The following is a 17,794-nucleotide window of genomic DNA, read 5'->3' as shown; positions in this document are numbered from 1 at the left end:
TTGACTCCGGAACTGTAGCCGGAGGCGTTGACTCCGGATTCTGCGCAGCGGAGTCGCCGCCTCCGCCTACAGCATTGCGGGGAGCGGAGTTGCCGCCTCCGCCTACAGCTTTGCATGGCGCGGAGTCGCCGCCTCCGCCTACAGCTTTGCGGGGAGCGGAGTCTATTACTTGTAGTGAATGAATCCGGCGTAGGGCCAGTCGGCCGCAGTCGCCGCCAATCCCGCTCGCACCGGGTTTTGCTCGACGTAGTTCCATTTTTCCGAATAGCTTTCGTGCGAGCGCAGCAGGTGGTCGAAGAACTCTTCCTGCCAAACCGTATCGTCCAGCAGCAACTCCTGCTTGATGCGTTTGCTGGTCCATTCCTTCCAATGCTGCATCAGCTCTGAAAGCTTGCAGGCCTCAGGTGTTGGTTTGCAGAAAAAATGGATATGGTCCGGCATCACGACATACGAGCCGAAGGCCCAGCCGTGACGGTCTAATGCGCCTTCCCACTCTTCGCGCAGGATCTGGTGGACCGTTGGGTTGTCGAGTAGTCTTCGGCGGTTCTTTGTGCAGGTCGTGACGAAATATGCAGGGTCGCTGACGAAAATCTTGGATAGGCGGCGGAGGTGGGAATGTTCTGTTGTAGCCGGAGGCGGTGACTCCGGATTCTGCGCAGCGGAGTCGCCGCCTCCATCTACAGCTTTGCGGGGAGCGGAGCCGCCGCCTCCGGCCACAACATACGGGCGATCATCAGAATTGTTTCTGAAGGGTTCGATCAGCATTGGACCATGGCCTGCGCCTAGGTTGGCGGGGGATTTGAGGCATTGGTTTAGAAATGTTTTTGCCGTTATGACGGCTTCGGCCATTTCCTGCCCGCGCGCCAGCACCGATGCAATGGCTGATGCAAGTATGCATCCGGTGCCGTGTGTAGACGGGGTTTCGATGCGCGGGCTGGAAAGCCAGAGCGTTTGGGTGCCGTCGCTCCAAAAGTCGCGGCACTCGCCGCCTTCGGCATGGCCGCCTTTGATTAGCACCGACTTTACGCCCATCGCTAAAATCAGATCCGCCGCTTGTTCAATGGATTCGATTTTTCTGCCAATCAGTTTTTCCGCCTCGGGAAGGTTCGGGGTAAGGATATCCACCCTTGGAAACAGGCTCTGGACGAGGATGCCGAGGGCCTCGGGGTCGAGCAGGTTGGAGCCGGAGGTGGATTTGAGCACGGGGTCGCAGACGAGGACCGGTGGAACTGGAAACTGGAAACTGGAAACCTGAAGCTTGCCTAAAAAATCGGCTAGGATACTGCAGGTGTCGGCGCTGCCGAGCATGCCGGTTTTGATGACGGCGGGTGGGAGGTCGGTTTCCAGTGACTGAAGCTGGGCGCGGAGCATGGCATCGGAGACGGGTTCTGAGGATTGGACGCCGAGGGTGTTTTGTGCAGTGAGCGCGGTGATGACGGAGCATCCATGCACGCCGAAGGCGCTCATCACTTTGAGGTCGGCCTGAATGCCGGCGCCTCCGCCGGAGTCGGAGCCGGCAATGGCCCAGGCAATGGGGGCGGGGCTATTTTTGATTGCTGAATGCTGATTTTTTATTTGTGGGTCTCCGACAGTTTTTATCTTAGGGGGCGAGGGCACAGCCCATCCGAAAATCGGCAATCTAAAGTCTAAATTCGGAAATTAGCGGGAACCCGTTTCTTCAGGGAAATGGAAAATGGTTTCTCCGGCGCGCGCGTAGCCGACTTCGTGCGCCACTTTTTCAACAAAGGCTGGGTCGGAGAGGAAGCGCCGCTGCTTTTCCTTGAGTTCTCTTTCAGCGGTTACGGTTACATCGATGCGCTGCTGCAGCATGTCGTTGGTGTTTTGGTAGGCCTGCAGCTGCTTGACCTTCGGCGAGAAGGCCAGAATGACGCCCACCAGCAACATTACGGCCACGATGGACATCGCGCCGCGCAAGATCATGTTCCAATATTTTTCCGTTTGTTGCATAAGTTTAATAAGGCAGTAATACGTACTGCGTATTTTGTATTACTGGAATATAGCGCGAATCCGCCGATCAACAAGTTCGTTTTGCCTGATGTTGAATGCGGTTTTTCAAGCCTTTCTCCCCGCCCATGCAAAATCGGCGGATTGGATCTCGAATTGTAGTTATAATGTCATACGCTGTCGTTATGGATAAGGTTAAGTCGATTGGGATGAATCCAAGAGCGAGAGCAATCGAAAGAAGCATGGTGTGTCGTTCGAGGAAGCGCAGACGGTATTCTTTGATGATCGTGCCATTGAGTTCTGCGATGACGAGCACTCGGAATGGGAAGACCGGTTTCTCATGCTCGGTTACAGCGTTAAGCTGCGAATGCTCATGGTCTGCTATTGCCATCGCGGAAATGATTCAGTTATTCGGATCATTTCCGCTCGGAAGGCGACAAACAACGAAAAGAAATTCTACAGGTGATGCTATGAAAAAAGAATATGACCTCTCCAAAATGAAAAGCCGGAAGAATCCCTATGCCAAGCAACTTAAGAAGCAAGTAACCATCCGCATGGGGGAGGATATTATCGACTACTTCAAATCGATGGCGGAAGATACGGGCATACCATACCAAAACTTGATCAACCTCTACCTCCGCGACTGCGTTCCGTCCGACCGCAAGCTCAACATGAAGTGGGCGTCTTAATCCGAACTTCTGAGGAAATACGGCTCCTTCTGCGATGCAATCCTCTCGCACTCAATGAGTTAAACAAAAAGAATGTCCAAGTTTTTCAAAATCTGTACCCATGTAAACATAAACTTAGTGCTTGCATGTTTCGCTATGTCGCATATTGTGCGGCCATGTATATAGAACGAGTGCCCAATCGAAACTCTCCGCCCGCCGTCCTCTTGCGGGAGTCGTGGCGGGAAAATGGAAAAGTCCGAAAAAAAACAGTGGCTAATCTGAGCGGATTGCCCGATGAACTCGTCGAGGCGCTTCGGGCGGCCCTCAAGGGCGAATCGATCCCGGCATCGGAAGGGATTGCATCTCTTGAAAAAGCCATATCCATTCATGACGCCCGCCAGCACGGCCATGTTGCAGCCATCCATTCTGTGCTGAAAAAGTCGGGGCTGCTGGGCATGATCGACTCAAAACGTTCCCGTGAAAGGGATGTGGTTGCGGCGATGATTATTGATCGCATTATCAGCGGGGATTCCAAGCTCGCAACGGTTCGCCATTGCGACCCCCAGACCGCTTCAACCTCTCTGGGCGAGCTACTCTCCCTTGAGGATTTGCATGAAAACGAGTGCTATGCGGCAATGGATTGGCTGCTGGAACGACAGGATAAAATCCAAAAGAAACTTGCGAAAAAGCATCTTGCCGACGGCGCCCCCGTACTGTTCGATCTTTCATCCTCCTATTTCGAGGGGCAATGCTGCGAGCTGGCCCAATTCGGGTATTCCCGCGATCATCGGGGGGATCGCAAGCAAGTGAACTACGGAATCTACTGCAACACCGCTGGTACGCCCGTCGGCGTCGAAGTCCTGGCCGGGAACGAAAGCGACCGCATTGCCTTTCCCATAGCGGTGGAACGGGTGCGAAAGGATTTCAACCACAAGAATGTCATCTTCATTGGCGACCGCGGAATGATCAGCGGAAAAGCCATCGACGAATACCTTCGCGACGAAGAAGGCGCGGACTGGATCACGGCGCTCAATGCCGCCTCCATTGCAAAGCTTGAACGGTGCGGGAGCATCCAGCTCACGTTCTTCGACGAATGCGACCTCGCGAGCATAACCCACCCCGACTACCCGGACGAACGCCTCGTCGTCTGCCGCAACCCCGACCTCGCCAAACGCCGCTCAAAAAGGCGCGAAGCCCTTTTGCAAGCCACCGAAAAACTTCTCGCCGAAATCATCAAAAAGGTCGAACGCAAAAACAAACCCCTGCGCGGCAAGGATGCGATCGGGGTGGAGGTCGGCAAAATCATCAACAAGAAAAAGATGGCGAAACACTTCAACCTCACCATCGAGGACGACACCTTCGCCTTTGACCGCAACGAAGAAAAGATCCGTTCCGAATCCGCCACCGACGGCCTCTATGTCATCCGCAGCAGCGTCGACAAAACCCGTATGACCGACCAGGAACTCGTGGCCAACTATAAAAACCTCGAAATGGTCGAACGCGCCTTCCGCTCCCTCAAATCCATCGACCTAAACGTCCGCCCCATCTATCACCGCCTTGACAACCGAGTCCGCGCGCACATCTTCATCTGCATGCTCGCCTACCACATCGAGCACCAAATGCGCAGCCAGCTAGCGCCCCTGCTTTTCGCCGACGAACAAAAAGAAACCGCGGCCGAACGCGATAGCGTCGTCGACCCCGTCAAACGCTCCGACTCCGCCAAGAAAAAAGACCAAACCCGCCGCACCCCGGACGGGCAGCATCCCATATCGAGCTTTCGCGACATTCTCAACACCCTATCCGCCATCACCCGCTCGCGGGTCAAAGTGGAAGGCCATAAAAAAGGAGACTTCAAAACCACCTCAACCCCGACTCCCTACCAGCAAAAAATACTAGAATGGCTTGGAGCAACGCGAGGAATGTAGCCAGCAGCAAGAAAAGCGTATTTGTGCAACCGACTCACAGTCGGTTAGATACGCATATTCATGCCGAGAAGTTCGGCTTAATTGGCGTAGCTCCGGATTCCAATCCGGAGTTTTCGGTGCATGGATATTCCGAATTAGAGCACACAACGAATGAGATGCCATGCTACGCTTCTCGTGGATTGGCTCATAGAGCCAACTCTACAACACGAACTGGTGTAGTGTCGGCTCTATGAGCTAATGGCACTGACTTAAGGATGAAGAGTGAGACTTCCTATTCATCTGGCCGTTCGTGCAAGCAGGCGGGACGCCTGCGGTACGACCGCTTCCAGCAGTCACCGAAGCCAGTGATACAGAGCTGTGCCGCAGGCGTCCCGCCTGCTCCACGCAGTGCAAAGCTTAAGTCAGTGCCATCAGCCTTCGGCGCCCAATTCCTTAATTGCCTGTTCTAGTGGTATGGCATCCTACTTTTTAGAAACGGCTTTGTCGTAGGCGCGAATGTCGTCCAGTTCCTCCAATTCATCAAGGATCTGCTTCCATTCTGATTCAGGCAGAATGACCGCCTTGCGCTGCTCTTTTTCATCAACAATATATTGTGGGTGCATTGCTGCCATGGCTTGTCTCCGATTGCTTGGAGCTATACTCCCGATAAATTGTTCAACAAGCTCTGGGGAATAAAAAAAGGCGGCCCGGGGGCCGCCTTCGCGAAACGGCCCAGAGGACCGTTCTACTTTCTTTGGTTACGCATCGCCGTAGCGGCTGTCGTCACCGAGCATCTCTTCAATGCGGAGCAGCTGGTTGTACTTGGAGATACGGTCAGAACGGCTCAGCGAACCCGTTTTGATCTGTCCTGCGTTGGTAGCAACCGCGATGTCCGCGATGGTAGTGTCGGAGGTTTCGCCGGAGCGGTGGGAAACCACTGCGGTGAATCCAGCCTTGTGGGCCATCTCAATTGCGTCGAGGGTTTCGGTCAGCGTGCCGATCTGGTTGACCTTGATGAGGATCGAGTTGGCGGAACCTTCTTTGATGCCGCGTGCAAGATACTCGACGTTGGTTACAAACAGGTCGTCGCCCACGAGCTGGCACTTGTCGCCCATCTTGTCGGTGAGGATCTTCCAGCCGTCCCAGTCCAGCTCGTCCATGCCGTCTTCGATGGAATCGATCGGGTATTTGGAGATGAGGTCGGCGAGGTAGTCGCTCTGCTCGGCGGAGGTGCGCTTGGCGCCGTTTTCGCCTTCGAACTTGGCATAGTTGTATACGCCGTCTTCGCAGAATTCAGAAGCTGCGCAGTCGAGGGCGATGGTGACGTCCTTGCCCGGTTCGTATCCGGCATCCTTGACGGCCTGCATGATGGAGTCGAGGGCTTCTTCGGTGCCGCCGGCGAAGTTCGGAGCGAATCCGCCTTCGTCGCCAACTGCAGTGGAGAGGCCTTTGCCCTTAATGATGGCTTTCAGCGCGTGGAACACTTCAGCGCCGCAACGCAGGCCTTCTTTAAAGCAAGAGGCGCCGATCGGACGAATCATGAATTCCTGGAACGCAATCGGAGCGTCGGAGTGGGAGCCGCCGTTGATGATGTTCATCATCGGAACCGGCAGGGCTTTGGCGTTGGTGCCGCCGATGTAGCGGAACAGCGGAATGCCGAGTTCGTCGGCAGCGGCGTGGGCCGCGGCCAGGGAAACACCCAGCATGGCGTTGGCGCCGAGCTTGGATTTGGTCTTGGTTCCGTCGAGTTCGATCATCAGGTTGTCGATGCCGATCTGGTCGATGGCGTCCATGCCGATGATGGCCGGGGCGATGATGTCGTTGACGTTGTCAACGGCCTTTTCGCAGCCCTTGCCGAGGTAGCGGGCTTTGTCGCCGTCGCGAAGCTCGAGGGCTTCGTTGACGCCGGTGGACGCTCCTGACGGAACCGCGGCGCGGCCAGTGGCGCCTGAATCCAGAACGATATCCACTTCGAGGGTCGGGTTGCCGCGCGAATCGAGAATTTCACGTGCCAATACGTCGATGATTTCTGACATAACTTGTCTCCTTGTAGTTGGTTAAATATTTATTGCTTCCCAAAAAATCAAGTAGCCGAATATATCGCTGCCCCCAAGAGGCCGCAATCAAATAAGCCTTAGAATTCCGAGAGCGGATGGCCCCGGATTAGCCGTATTCTTCGGTGTAGTCTTCCATCGCCGCTTCAATTACGGCCAAGGCGTGCTCGCGGTTGTAGATTTTTTCGATGGTGACGTCGGAGGGCTGGCCGGGGACGAGCTTGTAGGTCTCGAAATAGTGGCGCAGGCGTTCCAGCAGGGCGGGGGAAATGTCGGCAATGTCGTGCGCGTCTTTCCAGAACTGATCGTTGTCGAGGACGCCGATGATTTTGTCGTCGGCTTCGCCGTTGTCGATCATCTGCATGCCGCCGATGACGCGTGCCTTGAGGATCACCTCGCCGCGGTTGATGGGGCGCTCGGTGATGACGCAGATATCGAGCGGATCCTTGTCGCCTTGCTCCGAGGTGGGCGAGAGCGCCTGAACACGTGCAGAGCAGTAGGTTTGGGGGATGAACCCGTAGAGGGTGGGGGTCATTGAAGAGGTCAGCTGCGGGCGGTCGACCCGCAGGTAGCCGGTGGTTTTGTCGACTTCGTATTTGACGGCGTCGAACGGTGTCATTTCGATGTAGGCATTCACAATTTTTGGAATGTCTTCACCGGCTTCGAGGCCGTGCCAGGGGTGCGGGCGCCAGCGGTAGAATGTCTTTGGAAATGCCATGGTTTGTTCCCTTTTTTATCGGATTACTAATCGATTCGAACAATATCCGCGCCGAGGGCGGCAAGTCGATCTTCAATTGCCTCGTATCCGCGGTCGATCACCTGCGCGTTCTTGATGACGCTCTCGCCTTCGGCGCAGCAGGCGGCGATGAGCATGGCCATGCCGGCGCGGATGTCGGGGCTCGTCAGCATGCCGCCGCGGAGCTGGGTGGGGCCGATCACGACGACGCGGTGCGGGTCGCACTGGATAATGTTGGCGCCCATGCCCATGAGGTGGTCGACGAAGTACATGCGGCTCTCGAACATTTTCTCGAAAAAGAGGGCCGTGCCCCGGGTCTGCGTGGCGAGGACGATCGAGACGCTCATCAAGTCCGAGGGGAAGGCCGGCCAGATGCCGTCCTCGATCTTGGGCGTGGCGCTGCCTTCGTCTGGACGAAGGCGGCGCTCGGCTTGTTGCGGCACAACCAAGGTGCGGCCGTTGCGGGACCACTCCACTCCTAGTTTTGAAAAGGTGCGCTGCATAACCTGCAAGGTCAGCGGGTCGCCGGCATCCGGGATGGTCAGCTGTCCTCCGGTTACGACGGAAGCGGCGATATAGCTTCCCACTTCGATGTAGTCTGGCTGTACGGTGTATTCTGCGCCATGAAGGTTTTCGACTCCCCTGATGGTCAGATTATTCGTTCCCATTCCGGAGATATCCGCCCCCATCTCGTTCAGCAGGCGGGCAAGGTCCTGTACATGCGGTTCGCAGGCGGCGTTATAGATCGTGGAGGTGCCTTGGGCCAAGGTGGCGGCCATCATGATGTTTTCCGTGGCGGTTACGCTGGCTTCGTCGAAAACCATTTTCCAGGCGTTTAGCGGCCCTGCTTTGAAGCGGTATGCTTGGTCGGTCGAAATTTCTGCACCCAGGGAGCGCATCCCGTAGAAATGGGTGTCGAGGCGCCGTCGGCCGATTACGTCGCCGCCGGGCGGGTAGATGGTCGCTCCGCCATGCCGCGCGGTGAGGGGCCCCGCGAGCAGAATGGACGTGCGCACTCTTGCGCAAAGGTCAGGAGCAAGCTCGGTGGTCTTCAGGCTCTTGGCGCAAAGTGTCACCGAGTGGCCGTCGAGCGCAACCTCGACGCCGATGCTTTCGAGCAGTTCGAGCATGACACGGACGTCTTGAATCAGCGGCACATTGCGCAGCATCACCGGCTGGTCGGTCAGCACACAGCTGGCCAGCATCGGAAGCACGGCGTTTTTGTTGCCGCGCGGATGGAAGGTGCCCCCAATGGGGCGCCCCCCGTTAATGATGAATTTTGCCACTGCTTATTTCCCCTGCAGAGTGAGATTCGGTGAATCGTTCGGATCTTGTAAAAGAGAGTTTTATTTTGGATTGCGGAATTCTTTCTGCCAAATCCAGAGGGTTTTCTTGTCCACGACCCGGTCATCGTGACCGGTGGTGGTGGTTCGGCTGACGCAACTGCTTAGCAGAGAGGCTGTTGCCGCCAAGCAAAAGAGGGCGATGGTTCGTTTCATAATTAGGCTCCTTATTAAAGGCTCGCAGTATCCTTTTCTTCCACACCGCCCTCAAGCACAATGAAAAGGAATTCTTGTCTGCGGGCAGGATATTGCGGATTGCTAGAAAATAGAGAAAGCCAATTTTCAAACGCCGGTTTTTGGTCTATCTTTTCGCGCAATGGACGATTCTAGAGACCAGCTTGATTTTAATTTTGCCGCCGACGATCTGCTTGAATTCCCGCGCGATCTCGGCGAGGAAGGCTGGTTTCAGTTCCTTTCTGAGCAAAAGCTGGCGATCCAGCGGGTGGAGGAAAAGTTCGGCATTGTTCTCAACCGGCGCGTACGGTTGCGCCTGCGCGGATGGGATGAGGTGTTCGAAGGCAAGCTTGTTCTCGATTCGCTCCTGTTTCCGCCGCCCCAAGCCGAATCGCTCCAACTGCGCCTTGGCCGCATGACGTTCGAAAACACCGATATCGACTATTGCGAAAGCTTGTGAATAGGTTCGTTGTCCCGCCTTTAGGCGGTCAGTCCGCAGAAACCGCCTAAAGGCGGGACTGCATACCCTTACGGACTACGAGTCTTCTTTGCGGATGAAGCGGGCGATGAACATGGCGTCGTTGGAGGCATCCCACGGCCAAATCTGCATCTTTCCATCGGTCATTTCGCCAGTGAGCGGATGGACGAAGGGATCGAGTTTGAAATCTGCATGCTGGTCGAGGAAGTTCATGACGACTTCTTCGGTTTCGGGGCGGGTGAGAGTGCAGACGGCATAAACTAAAACGCCACCCGGCTTCACGCACCATTTGGCGTTGTCGAGAATCTTCAGCTGGCGTCCGGCGCATTGGATGACGTCGCGGCGCGAGGCGCGCCACCGGGCGTCGGGATTGCGCGACCAAGTGCCCCAGCCGGAGCAGGGGGCGTCGACGAGCACGCCGTCGAAGGTTTTGCGGAAGGGTTCGTCGTTAATGGCGTTGAAGGGCTGGGAACGGATGTTTTTGATGCCATAGCGCCGGGTCCGCTTCTTGAGTTCCTTGAGCGCGGGGATGCGGATGTCGCTGGCGAGAACCTTGCCCTCCTGCTGCATCAGGTCGATGAGCTGGATGGATTTTCCGCCGGCGCCGGCGCAGCAGTCCCACCAGTCTTCGCCTTTCTGCGGGTTGCAGACGAGGCCGACGCATTGCGAGGAGATGTCCTGCACCACATATTGCGCGTTGTTCGAGCCGAGCGCATGGGTAAGGCTGACGCCGCCTTCGATCGCTACGGCGGCGGCGGCGCGGCTATGTTCCGCTCCTGAAATTTTGTGCTTGGCCAAGGTCTTCATGAATTCGGCCGGATCGGTGCGCGCCCGAGTCCAGGTGGGCGGGCGCTGTTGGAATTCGACGATGCATTGGTCGATCACGTCGGGGTTGAGCACGGCGGCAAAGTCGGGGAGCACCAGATCGGCCAACTCCAACGGCTGGAAGTCCGGCGTGTTTTTAAGCCGTTCGTTGAGGGTGTTGCGTTTTTCGGCGACGCTCATATATCCCATGGGTTCAGCTCTGAAGCCCAGTTTGCAGCGCGTGGCCAGGAATTGAATGCTCTGGCTAAGCTCGTCGGAGTCGAGCGCGCTGCCGAGCAGGCAGGCTTCGGAGGGGCCAAGGCCAAGCTTGTTGACGGTCCAGCCGTACCAGCGGAAATAAGAAAAGATGGCCTGGGAGAGGAAGCGGCGGTCTCGCGACCCCAGTTCCCGGTGGTCTCGCAGGTGCCGGTTGAGCAGCGTATCGGCGGGCCTTCCTTCCTCAATTACAAGGCGGGTCAGCGCGGGCAGCAGCTCGGCAATCATTTCGGCATGGCGGCGCACAACTTTTTCAGGAAGGGCGTTAGGTTTAGTATTTTTATCCATAAAGTCGCATTTCAATGTTGTGCAGGTTATCGTGGGTAGGTATTAAAAACTAGAACGGTTCAATACTGGAGAAGGATGAAAATGTCAAAGGAACTTGGTTATGTATTGGTGACTCCATACACCTTGCGCAAATCGCGCACGGGCGGAGTGCTGGGTCGGTTGTTGAGCACAACCGGTCTGGATTTGGTGGCGGCGCGCATGTTTGGGCCCAGCCCAGAGCTGGTTAAACGCCATGCCGAGCTGATCCGCGGCAACGAAGAAATCTGGCCGGAAATACGCGAGTTGCTCTCCGAATACATCGAGCGCGAGTTTGTGCCCACCAAGGAAGGGCAGGTTCACCGCGTGCTTCTGCTTCTGTTCGAGGGCGACAACGCCGTGCGCAAGCTGCGCGATGCCGTGGGCGGGTTTGAAGACTCCATCGAAAGCGCCGACACCATCCGCGGCACCTTCGGCGACTTCATCAAGGCGCACGACGGTTCCGTGACCTATTTTGAACCGGCGGTGCTGGTGGGCCCGAACACGCAGTCGGTCAAAGAGGTACTCGGCATTTGGGCAGAACATTCCGCCGCCGCCGGCGGCATTCTCGACAACGCCATCAGCTTGGCCGACCAAGAACATGTGCAGAAGACGCTGGTGATCATCAAGCCCGACAACTTTACCTTTCCGAGTTCCCGCCCCGGCAACATCATGGACCTCTTTTCGCGTTCCGGCCTGCGCCTGATCGGTGCCAAGCTGCTCCGCATGAGTCTCGCCGAGGCGCTGGAGTTCTACGGTCCAGTGCAGGCCGTTTTGCGCGAAAAGCTCGGCGGCATGGCCGTGGAGCGCGCCTGCAAGGTGCTGCAGGAGGAGTTTGACTTTGCGATGCCCGACGTCGTAGAGCAGGCGCTTGCCAAGTCTCTCGGTCCGGCTTTCGGCGACCACCAGTTCTACAGCATCATAAATTTCATGACTGGACAATGGGCGCCGGACATTACCGGCGATGAAACCATCGCCGAAGGGAAGGTCCGCTGCATGACGTTGGTTTATGCCGGAGAGAACGCAGTTGAAAAAATCCGCAACATCCTCGGCCCGACCGATCCGAGCAAGGCCGCGCCGGGCTCGGTGCGCAAGGAGTTTGGCACGAACATTATGGTCAATGCCGCGCATGCCTCCGATTCGGCGGAAAACGCGCTGCGGGAAATCGGTATTGTGAAGGTTCAGGAAGACACCGTTAAGCGGTGGTACGAATGTTATTATAATTAACGAATAATCCGTAATGCGTAATTTTTAGGTTACGCATCACGCATTACGCATCACGGAGAAGAAAACAATGTGGAAAAAAATCGAAGCGGCTCCGGCCGATGCCATTCTGGGGCTGACGGAAGCCTTTAAGAAGGATTCGAACCCTCGGAAAGTCAATCTGGGCGTAGGCGTCTATAAAGATGACCAAGGTGTTACGCCGATTCTCAAGAGCATCAAGACCGCTGAGCGGCAGCTGGTCGAAATCGAAGCCTCCAAGAGCTATCTTCCAATTCCAGGAAGTCCGGCGTATGCCGCGAACGTTCAGAAGCTGCTCTTCGGGGCCGACAACGAAGTCATCAGCTCCAAACGGGCCGCCACCATGCACACGCCGGGCGGCACCGGGGCGCTGCGCGTGGGCGCCGACCTGCTTAAAAAGTTTAACCCGACCGCCAAGGTTTGGGTCAGCACTCCGACTTGGGCCAACCATAAAGGGATTTTTACGGCAGCCAAGTTCGAGTTGGCGGACTATCCCTACTACAACCCCGAAACCAAGGACGTCAACTTTGACGCCATGTTGGCCGGACTCGAAGCCGTGCCGGCCGGCGACATTGTCCTGCTGCACGTCTGCTGCCACAACCCCACCGGCGTTGACCTCTCTGCGGAGCAGTGGGACGCCGTCGTGGCCGTGGCCGTGGCCAAGGGTTGGACGCCGTTCCTCGACTTTGCCTACCAGGGCTTCGGCGCCAGCATCGAAGAAGATCGCGCGGCCATTGAAAAATTTGCCGTCGCCGGCATCGACTTTCTGGTGGCCAGCTCCTTCTCGAAAAACTTTGGGCTGTATAACGAGCGCACCGGTGCACTGACCATCGTAACGCCGTCCGCCGAAGAGACTGCAGTGGTCCTCAGCCATGTAAAGCTGACGGTTCGCGTGAACTATTCCAACCCGCCGGCGCACGGCGGCCAAGCGGCCAGTGCCGTGCTCGACGATGCGGCGCTCTACGACCAATGGGTCGGCGAAGTGGCCGAAATGCGTGAGCGCATTAAAGCCATGCGGTCGGCCTTGGTCGACGGCCTCGCGGCGCGCGGTGTGGAACAGGACTTTTCTTTTATCAAGGAGCAGTGCGGCATGTTTTCGTTCAGCGGGCTCTCCAATGAGGTTGTTGCCTGGCTTAAGGAAAACAAGGGCATCTATATCGTGGGCGGCGGCCGGATCAATGTGGCTGGATTGACTTCCGGCAACATCGACTATGTCTGCGACTCCATTGCCGAGGCGCTCAAGGCATAGGGTTTTCTAAGAAGAGGAAAGGCAGCGCCCGGCTTTCCGCCAAGCGTTTTTTTGCGTGTCTGGGTTGATCTCCCAGAGGTGTCAGGAGCTCTCTAGCCGGCGCGTCACGCGCAGAAAGTCCGTGTTCTTTTTGCGTCGCCCCGGAGATCCAGGTTTTTTACGATTGCCGCTTGAGTTTGGGCATTACGGAATTGGAGAAATAATTGATGAAACGGTTTGTGGCTATGCTGACGAATTTAGTTGTGCTGACGTCTCCCGGTCTGGGGGCCACGAACGAAATCCAATTGGACATGCAGGTGATTTCGGCGGGGGAAGTTGCGCTGAAATGGATGGGGCTGGCGGGCACCTACGGGTATGCGGCGAAAGCAACGGCGTCATTAGACGACACGTGGCGGTATGTTCCTCCCGTCGATTTGTGGCCGATTGCCGGCACAGGCTGCACGGTGACCGTTGATGCGGACGCTGGATTTATGCGTGTGGTTGCGGCAAACAGAGGGCGGCTGATCTCGAGCTATAAGCTGATTGGCTCCATGTCTGCCGCAGCTATCAGACAAATGGAACGATCCATTTTCAAAATCGAGCCTACGGCAATCTACGACGTCTCGATTTATCAGTTGATCTACGAGACGTTTGACCACCGTGGGATATCGACATTGGCATTGGGTGCGGTGGCCGTTCCGACGGGCCCCGGTCTCCTCTTGTCTGGGCCGCTCGTTTCCTATCAGCATGGCACCTTATTCAAGAAGGTTGAGTCGCCCTCGAATACTGACTCAGGCGATCACAGCATCGGCTACCTGATGGCGGGGGACGGCTACATTGTCAGCATGCCGGACTATGTAGGACTTGGGGAGGGGGCTCTGGGGCTTCATCCCTATGTGCACGCCCGCTCAGAGGCCGTTGCCTCCGTGGATTTGCTGCGCGCGGTAAAAACATTCCTGTTCAACAACCAGATGATTCAACCCAACGGACAGTGTTTTATTTTCGGGTACTCGCAAGGCGGCCACGCGACGATGGCGCTTCAGCGAGAGATCGAGCTGCACCACGCCACGGAATTTCCGTTGACTGCTTCGGCCCCAATGGCAGGGCCCTACGATTTGTCGAATACGATGGCCGACTCCATGATTCAGCCGGTTCAATATAGTGGCCGGGAGTATGTGCCCTATCTCCTTTTCGCGTATGATGCCATCTACGACCTCTATGAGTCCGTATCGGACGTGCTCGTGTCGCCCTATGACATTACGCTTCTCTCGTTGTTCGACGGGACGCACTCCGGTAATGAGATTGACGCGGCCATGCCGAGAATCCCGCGTGAAATTTTTCAGCCGGCCTGGATCAATGACTTCACGACCAACTCGCTGAATTCGCTGCGGAGTGCACTTGAAGCCAATGACCTGTATCGCGACTGGGTACCCGAAACCCCTACTCGGCTGTACCATTGCTCCGGCGACGAGATCGTCCCATTCCAGAATGCCGTGGTGGCCCAATCCAACTTTGTGGCGCGAGGGGCTGCGAGCGTCCAGCTCGTGGACATGGGTTCCTATACGCATTCGCGAGGGTTCTTTCCTTGCATTATCGCCGCCAAGCAGTGGCTCGATTCGTTGCGATAGCCTCGCGCGGAGGAAGCGATGAAGCGCCTGTTCTTCGCGACTGGACTGTGTTTTTTTGCATCTTTGGATTGATCTCCGAGGCCTATTTACGTAAATAGGTACGCCAATGCCTATTTGGCATGTGGAGAACGATGGCAGATATTATAAAAATTTCAGATGCAACGGCGCTGGCGCTTCATTCGATGGTCCAATTGGCGACCGATCCGCAGGGGCAGTCAACCACCGCCGAAATTGCCGAACTGTTCGATGCGTCTCGGCACCATTTGGCGAAGGTGCACCAGCGGTTGACCAAGGCCGGGCTGATCCATTCCCAGCGCGGTCCGTCGGGCGGTGTGGGGCTGGCCAAGGCGCCCGGAAAGATCACTTTGCTTGAAATTTACGAGGTTATGGAAGGGTCTATGCTTTGCAACCCGTGTCTTTTTGGTAAAGATGTCTGCCCTCGCACCGATTGTGTCTTGGGGGCGCTTTTGCCGGGGTTGGCCCGGCAAGTGCGAGACTACTTTGAACAAACAACGTTGGCGCAGCTGGCGAATGAATCCAATTGGGGAAAAACAACTAAATGAATACGACACTTAAAGAAGGAATCAACTGGGTCGGCTATGTAGACTGGACGGTCCGCGACTTCCACGGCTACAAGACGGAGAGCGGTTCAACCTATAATTCCTATCTGATCGAGGACGAAAAGTGCGCTGTGATCGATGCGGTGAAAGCACCGTACGTTGGAACGCTCATCGAGCACATCAAGGCCTTTATACCCCTCGAAAACATTGACTATGTGGTCTGCAACCATGCCGAGCCCGACCACTCCGGCGGTCTGCCGGGGCTTATGGCGGCCTGCCCGCAGGCTGAGCTCGTCTGTAACGCCAAGTGCAAAACGGCACTCGAAATGCACTTCGACACCTCCAACTGGAAGTGGCGTGTGGTGGGTGACGGCGATGCGATTTCGCTAGGGAAGCGCACGCTTTCATTCGTCAACACGCCGATGGTCCATTGGCCCGAGTCGATGTTCACCTATGTGCCGGAAGAAAAGCTGCTGTTTTCGATGGATGCTTTTGGCCAGCACTATGCCTCGGCGTTCCGTTTCGACGACGAAGAGTCGCTGGACGTCATTCTGCAGGAGGCTAAGTCCTATTACGCCAATATCGTAATGCTCTATGGCCGTCCGATCTCCCAGACGATGGAGCGCGCCGCCGAAATGGACATCGAAATGATTGCTCCGAGCCACGGGGTTATCTGGCGCAGCCACATCAAAGAAGTTTTCGAGGCCTACCAGAATTATGTCGTCTGCAAGCCTCGCCCGAAAATCATCGTGCTCTATGCGACGATGTGGAAATCGACCGAAAAAATGGCCGAAGCGATCCTCGAAGGCGCGCAGGAGTGCGCTGTTGAGGCGCAGTTCTTCAACGTCGATAGCACCCACGCCACGAAGATCGTTACCGAAGTGCTCGACTGCGCGGCGATTGCCATTGGATCGCCGACGCTGAACAACTCGCTGATGCCTAACATGGCCGGCGTGCTTTGCTACATGTCCGGACTTCGCCCGACCAACAAGAAGGGCTTCGCGTTCGGTTCCTATGGCTGGAGCCGTCGTGGCGGTGCGGCCGCCGTAGAGGAATCGATGAAGGAGATGAAGATCGAGCTTATGCGCGATCCGATCCGTGCCCAGTATGTGCCGACCCCTGAAGTGCTCGAGGAGTGCCGGGAGGCGGGACGCATGCTGGGAAAATATGCCGAGCAGTACAAATAACCTAGGAACAGGCTATGGAATGGCTATGTTCAATTTGCGGGCACGTGCATACAGGGGAGGCCCCGCCGGACTCGAAGTACACCCGTTCGGACGCTTAGTGGCGGACAGGGTGAAATTCGGCGCAAAATGGCCTTGCGGCAAAAGCCAAATATGGGAATTATCGGCGCATATTTTCAACCTAAGGAGTAATGACCATGAAGAAATATATCTGCGATGTATGCGGCTGGATCTATGATCCGGAAATCGGCGATCCTGACAGCGGCCTCGCCCCCGGCACCAAATTCGAAGATATTCCCGATGATTGGGAATGCCCCGAATGCGGCGTCGGCAAAGACGACTTCTCCGTTATCGAAGACTAAGTTGGTCGTCGATTGAAGAAACCGTCCTGTTTGCTCAGGGCGGTTTTTTTTGAACACAACGGATTCATCCTTGTCTTGAATACCGTTGCAGAATGAGATAGTAGACATGCCATGCAAAACCAGTACACAGCGCTAACAAAGCAAGTCGATGGTTGGTGGATCGGTTGGGTTGAAGAGGTTCCCGGCGTGAACTGTCAGGAAAAAAACCGCACCGATTTGCTAGAAAGCTTGAAGGTGACATTGCGTGAGGCTCTGGCTTTTAATAAGCAGGAAGCCATCGATGCAGCGCTAACAGGTTACTCTGAGGAAGCTTTGGTGGTATGAAACGTTCGGAGTTGCTGAAGCATCTTCGAAAACATGGATGCTCGTTGATTCGAGAAGGCGGACGGCATTCGTGGTGGGGCAATGTTGAGTTAAACACGAGATCGGCAGTTCCCCGTCATTCGGAAGTTCAGGATATTTTGGCGAATAAGATTTGCAGGGATCTCAGGATTCCAAAAATCAAGAAATGAAATTATTGAAACACATTCTGGTTGTGGTTGCGTTGCTGTTTGCGGCCATGCCGTGCGTTCATGCGCGCGGCCATGCCGAGCATGCCCACGACGCGGCGACCGGAGCAGAACTCTGCGCTTCACATACCTGCTCCTGCCATTCGTGCGACGCGGCCCCATGCGCCGATGCGCCTGAAATGCCGCTGCAACTGACCGTCGCTTCCGCATCGGCCAGCATGCCGTCTTCCCCGATTCAGCTTTTCATCTTCACAGAACTAAAACCTGTCGTTAGGCAGATCCCTCCCTCGGTCTCCGGCTTTCTTGCCTCCCTCCAGACCGTCCAGCTCCTGATTTGATCCGTCTTCGTTTCTCAATACGAACGAAGAAGCATTAA

The 17,794-nt window shown here is 56.1% G+C and carries 21 protein-coding genes and 1 pseudogene; 14 read left to right on the top strand and 8 right to left on the bottom strand.

All coding sequences use genetic code 11. The annotated features are described in order from the left end of the window. Positions 1-165 precede the first annotated feature (165 nt). Both thiD and SCARR_RS17790 read right to left on the bottom strand, forming a co-directional pair. A complete protein-coding gene (gene thiD / locus SCARR_RS17795) occupies positions 166-1,617 on the bottom strand; it encodes a bifunctional hydroxymethylpyrimidine kinase/phosphomethylpyrimidine kinase (protein ID WP_168433408.1) in 1,452 nt (483 codons plus the stop codon). 42 nt (positions 1,618-1,659) lie between these two features. Continuing rightward, positions 1,660-1,968: a septum formation initiator family protein gene (locus tag SCARR_RS17790; RefSeq protein ID WP_136063003.1), complete on the bottom strand. Its 309-nt coding sequence runs from the start codon at positions 1,966-1,968 to the stop codon at positions 1,660-1,662. Between the two features lie 199 nt (positions 1,969-2,167). Between SCARR_RS17790 and SCARR_RS29330 the strand changes: the two are divergent. The 3 genes and pseudogenes from SCARR_RS29330 to SCARR_RS17775 all read left to right on the top strand — a co-directional run. Further along, positions 2,168-2,431: pseudogene (locus SCARR_RS29330) on the top strand (BrnT family toxin); the annotation flags it as partial. A gap of 4 nt (positions 2,432-2,435) precedes the next feature. After that, positions 2,436-2,654: a CopG family antitoxin gene (locus SCARR_RS17780; RefSeq protein WP_136063001.1), complete on the top strand. Its 219-nt coding sequence runs from the start codon at positions 2,436-2,438 to the stop codon at positions 2,652-2,654. Between the two features lie 248 nt (positions 2,655-2,902). Then, positions 2,903-4,558: an IS1634 family transposase gene (locus tag SCARR_RS17775; protein WP_222846255.1), complete on the top strand. Its 1,656-nt coding sequence runs from the start codon at positions 2,903-2,905 to the stop codon at positions 4,556-4,558. Positions 4,559-5,019: 461 nt separating this feature from the next. Here the strand turns inward: SCARR_RS17775 and SCARR_RS28290 are convergent, their stop codons facing one another. The 5 genes from SCARR_RS28290 to SCARR_RS28285 all read right to left on the bottom strand — a co-directional run bounded on the left by SCARR_RS28290 (position 5,020) and on the right by SCARR_RS28285 (position 8,826). Further along, positions 5,020-5,169, bottom strand: a complete 150-nt coding sequence (locus SCARR_RS28290; protein WP_168433292.1) for a hypothetical protein — start codon at positions 5,167-5,169, stop codon at positions 5,020-5,022. Between the two features lie 126 nt (positions 5,170-5,295). Next, positions 5,296-6,573 carry a phosphopyruvate hydratase gene (gene eno / locus SCARR_RS17770; protein WP_136063000.1) on the bottom strand — a complete coding sequence of 426 codons (1,278 nt, stop codon included), beginning with the start codon at positions 6,571-6,573 and terminating at the stop codon, positions 5,296-5,298. Between the two features lie 127 nt (positions 6,574-6,700). Further along, positions 6,701-7,309 (bottom strand): inorganic pyrophosphatase, encoded by a 609-nt coding sequence (locus SCARR_RS17765; protein ID WP_136062999.1) that lies wholly within the window; start codon positions 7,307-7,309, stop codon positions 6,701-6,703. 26 nt (positions 7,310-7,335) lie between these two features. Beyond that, positions 7,336-8,613: a UDP-N-acetylglucosamine 1-carboxyvinyltransferase gene (gene murA, locus SCARR_RS17760; RefSeq protein ID WP_136062998.1), complete on the bottom strand. Its 1,278-nt coding sequence runs from the start codon at positions 8,611-8,613 to the stop codon at positions 7,336-7,338. A gap of 60 nt (positions 8,614-8,673) precedes the next feature. Further along, positions 8,674-8,826 (bottom strand): hypothetical protein, encoded by a 153-nt coding sequence (locus SCARR_RS28285; protein ID WP_168433406.1) that lies wholly within the window; start codon positions 8,824-8,826, stop codon positions 8,674-8,676. A gap of 160 nt (positions 8,827-8,986) precedes the next feature. On the opposite strand from SCARR_RS28285, the gene SCARR_RS17755 reads away from it, so the two are divergent. Beyond that, positions 8,987-9,304: a hypothetical protein gene (locus SCARR_RS17755; protein ID WP_136062997.1), complete on the top strand. Its 318-nt coding sequence runs from the start codon at positions 8,987-8,989 to the stop codon at positions 9,302-9,304. A 75-nt stretch (positions 9,305-9,379) separates the two neighbouring features. On the opposite strand, the gene SCARR_RS17750 is transcribed toward SCARR_RS17755, so the two are convergent. Then, complete coding sequence (locus SCARR_RS17750) at positions 9,380-10,690, bottom strand: RsmB/NOP family class I SAM-dependent RNA methyltransferase (protein WP_136062996.1); 1,311 nt, start codon at positions 10,688-10,690, stop codon at positions 9,380-9,382. A 75-nt stretch (positions 10,691-10,765) separates the two neighbouring features. On the opposite strand from SCARR_RS17750, the gene SCARR_RS17745 reads away from it, so the two are divergent. The 10 genes from SCARR_RS17745 (at position 10,766) to SCARR_RS17705 (ending at position 17,756) form a co-directional block, all read left to right on the top strand. Next, a complete protein-coding gene (locus SCARR_RS17745; RefSeq protein WP_222846359.1) occupies positions 10,766-11,932 on the top strand; it encodes a nucleoside-diphosphate kinase in 1,167 nt (388 codons plus the stop codon). A 67-nt stretch (positions 11,933-11,999) separates the two neighbouring features. Further along, positions 12,000-13,196 (top strand): amino acid aminotransferase, encoded by a 1,197-nt coding sequence (locus tag SCARR_RS17740; protein ID WP_136062995.1) that lies wholly within the window; start codon positions 12,000-12,002, stop codon positions 13,194-13,196. A gap of 206 nt (positions 13,197-13,402) precedes the next feature. Further along, positions 13,403-14,803, top strand: a complete 1,401-nt coding sequence (locus SCARR_RS17735) for a lipase family protein (RefSeq protein WP_136062994.1) — start codon at positions 13,403-13,405, stop codon at positions 14,801-14,803. Between the two features lie 131 nt (positions 14,804-14,934). After that, on the top strand, positions 14,935-15,366 hold the full coding sequence (locus tag SCARR_RS17730; RefSeq protein WP_168433405.1) for an RrF2 family transcriptional regulator: 432 nt from the start codon (positions 14,935-14,937) through the stop codon (positions 15,364-15,366). Then, positions 15,363-16,550: an FprA family A-type flavoprotein gene (locus tag SCARR_RS17725; RefSeq protein ID WP_136062992.1), complete on the top strand. Its 1,188-nt coding sequence runs from the start codon at positions 15,363-15,365 to the stop codon at positions 16,548-16,550. The genes SCARR_RS17730 and SCARR_RS17725 overlap by 4 nt, the downstream gene beginning before the upstream one ends. 14 nt (positions 16,551-16,564) lie before the next feature. After that, positions 16,565-16,648, top strand: a complete 84-nt coding sequence (locus SCARR_RS29575; RefSeq protein ID WP_407984854.1) for a rubredoxin-like domain-containing protein — start codon at positions 16,565-16,567, stop codon at positions 16,646-16,648. A gap of 96 nt (positions 16,649-16,744) precedes the next feature. Beyond that, positions 16,745-16,909, top strand: coding sequence for a rubredoxin (rd, locus tag SCARR_RS17720; RefSeq protein ID WP_136062991.1), 165 nt, complete (start codon positions 16,745-16,747; stop codon positions 16,907-16,909). A gap of 111 nt (positions 16,910-17,020) precedes the next feature. Continuing rightward, a complete protein-coding gene (locus SCARR_RS17715) occupies positions 17,021-17,233 on the top strand; it encodes a type II toxin-antitoxin system HicB family antitoxin (RefSeq protein ID WP_136062990.1) in 213 nt (70 codons plus the stop codon). After that, positions 17,230-17,421, top strand: a complete 192-nt coding sequence (locus SCARR_RS29325; protein ID WP_136062989.1) for a type II toxin-antitoxin system HicA family toxin — start codon at positions 17,230-17,232, stop codon at positions 17,419-17,421. The genes SCARR_RS17715 and SCARR_RS29325 overlap by 4 nt, the downstream gene beginning before the upstream one ends. Then, positions 17,418-17,756: a hypothetical protein gene (locus SCARR_RS17705; RefSeq protein WP_136062988.1), complete on the top strand. Its 339-nt coding sequence runs from the start codon at positions 17,418-17,420 to the stop codon at positions 17,754-17,756. Before SCARR_RS29325 ends, SCARR_RS17705 begins: the two co-directional genes overlap by 4 nt. Positions 17,757-17,794 lie beyond the last annotated feature (38 nt).

Source organism: Pontiella sulfatireligans (assembly GCF_900890705.1).
GTDB classification, from domain to species: Bacteria; Verrucomicrobiota; Kiritimatiellia; order Kiritimatiellales; family Pontiellaceae; genus Pontiella; species Pontiella sulfatireligans.
This window is presented reverse-complemented; position numbering and strand designations above follow the sequence as displayed.

Bases quoted from the DNA above. Each gene is read 5' to 3' on its own strand.
- SCARR_RS17745 (WP_222846359.1), top strand. From the start codon at position 10,766: ATGAAAATGTCAAAGGAACTTGGTTATGTATTGGTGACTCCATACACC.
- SCARR_RS17735 (WP_136062994.1), top strand. From the start codon at position 13,403: ATGAAACGGTTTGTGGCTATGCTGACGAATTTAGTTGTGCTGACGTCT.
- SCARR_RS17730 (WP_168433405.1), top strand. From the start codon at position 14,935: ATGGCAGATATTATAAAAATTTCAGATGCAACGGCGCTGGCGCTTCAT.
- SCARR_RS17715 (WP_136062990.1), top strand. From the start codon at position 17,021: ATGCAAAACCAGTACACAGCGCTAACAAAGCAAGTCGATGGTTGGTGG.
- SCARR_RS17780 (WP_136063001.1), top strand. From the start codon at position 2,436: ATGAAAAAAGAATATGACCTCTCCAAAATGAAAAGCCGGAAGAATCCC.
- eno (WP_136063000.1), bottom strand. From the start codon at position 6,573: ATGTCAGAAATCATCGACGTATTGGCACGTGAAATTCTCGATTCGCGC.
- SCARR_RS17725 (WP_136062992.1), top strand. From the start codon at position 15,363: ATGAATACGACACTTAAAGAAGGAATCAACTGGGTCGGCTATGTAGAC.
- SCARR_RS17790 (WP_136063003.1), bottom strand. From the start codon at position 1,968: ATGCAACAAACGGAAAAATATTGGAACATGATCTTGCGCGGCGCGATG.
- SCARR_RS17750 (WP_136062996.1), bottom strand. From the start codon at position 10,690: ATGGATAAAAATACTAAACCTAACGCCCTTCCTGAAAAAGTTGTGCGC.
- SCARR_RS17705 (WP_136062988.1), top strand. From the start codon at position 17,418: ATGAAATTATTGAAACACATTCTGGTTGTGGTTGCGTTGCTGTTTGCG.
- SCARR_RS28290 (WP_168433292.1), bottom strand. From the start codon at position 5,169: ATGGCAGCAATGCACCCACAATATATTGTTGATGAAAAAGAGCAGCGC.
- rd (WP_136062991.1), top strand. From the start codon at position 16,745: ATGAAGAAATATATCTGCGATGTATGCGGCTGGATCTATGATCCGGAA.
- SCARR_RS17755 (WP_136062997.1), top strand. From the start codon at position 8,987: ATGGACGATTCTAGAGACCAGCTTGATTTTAATTTTGCCGCCGACGAT.
- SCARR_RS29325 (WP_136062989.1), top strand. From the start codon at position 17,230: ATGAAACGTTCGGAGTTGCTGAAGCATCTTCGAAAACATGGATGCTCG.
- SCARR_RS17765 (WP_136062999.1), bottom strand. From the start codon at position 7,309: ATGGCATTTCCAAAGACATTCTACCGCTGGCGCCCGCACCCCTGGCAC.
- SCARR_RS17740 (WP_136062995.1), top strand. From the start codon at position 12,000: ATGTGGAAAAAAATCGAAGCGGCTCCGGCCGATGCCATTCTGGGGCTG.
- SCARR_RS29575 (WP_407984854.1), top strand. From the start codon at position 16,565: ATGGAATGGCTATGTTCAATTTGCGGGCACGTGCATACAGGGGAGGCC.
- SCARR_RS28285 (WP_168433406.1), bottom strand. From the start codon at position 8,826: ATGAAACGAACCATCGCCCTCTTTTGCTTGGCGGCAACAGCCTCTCTG.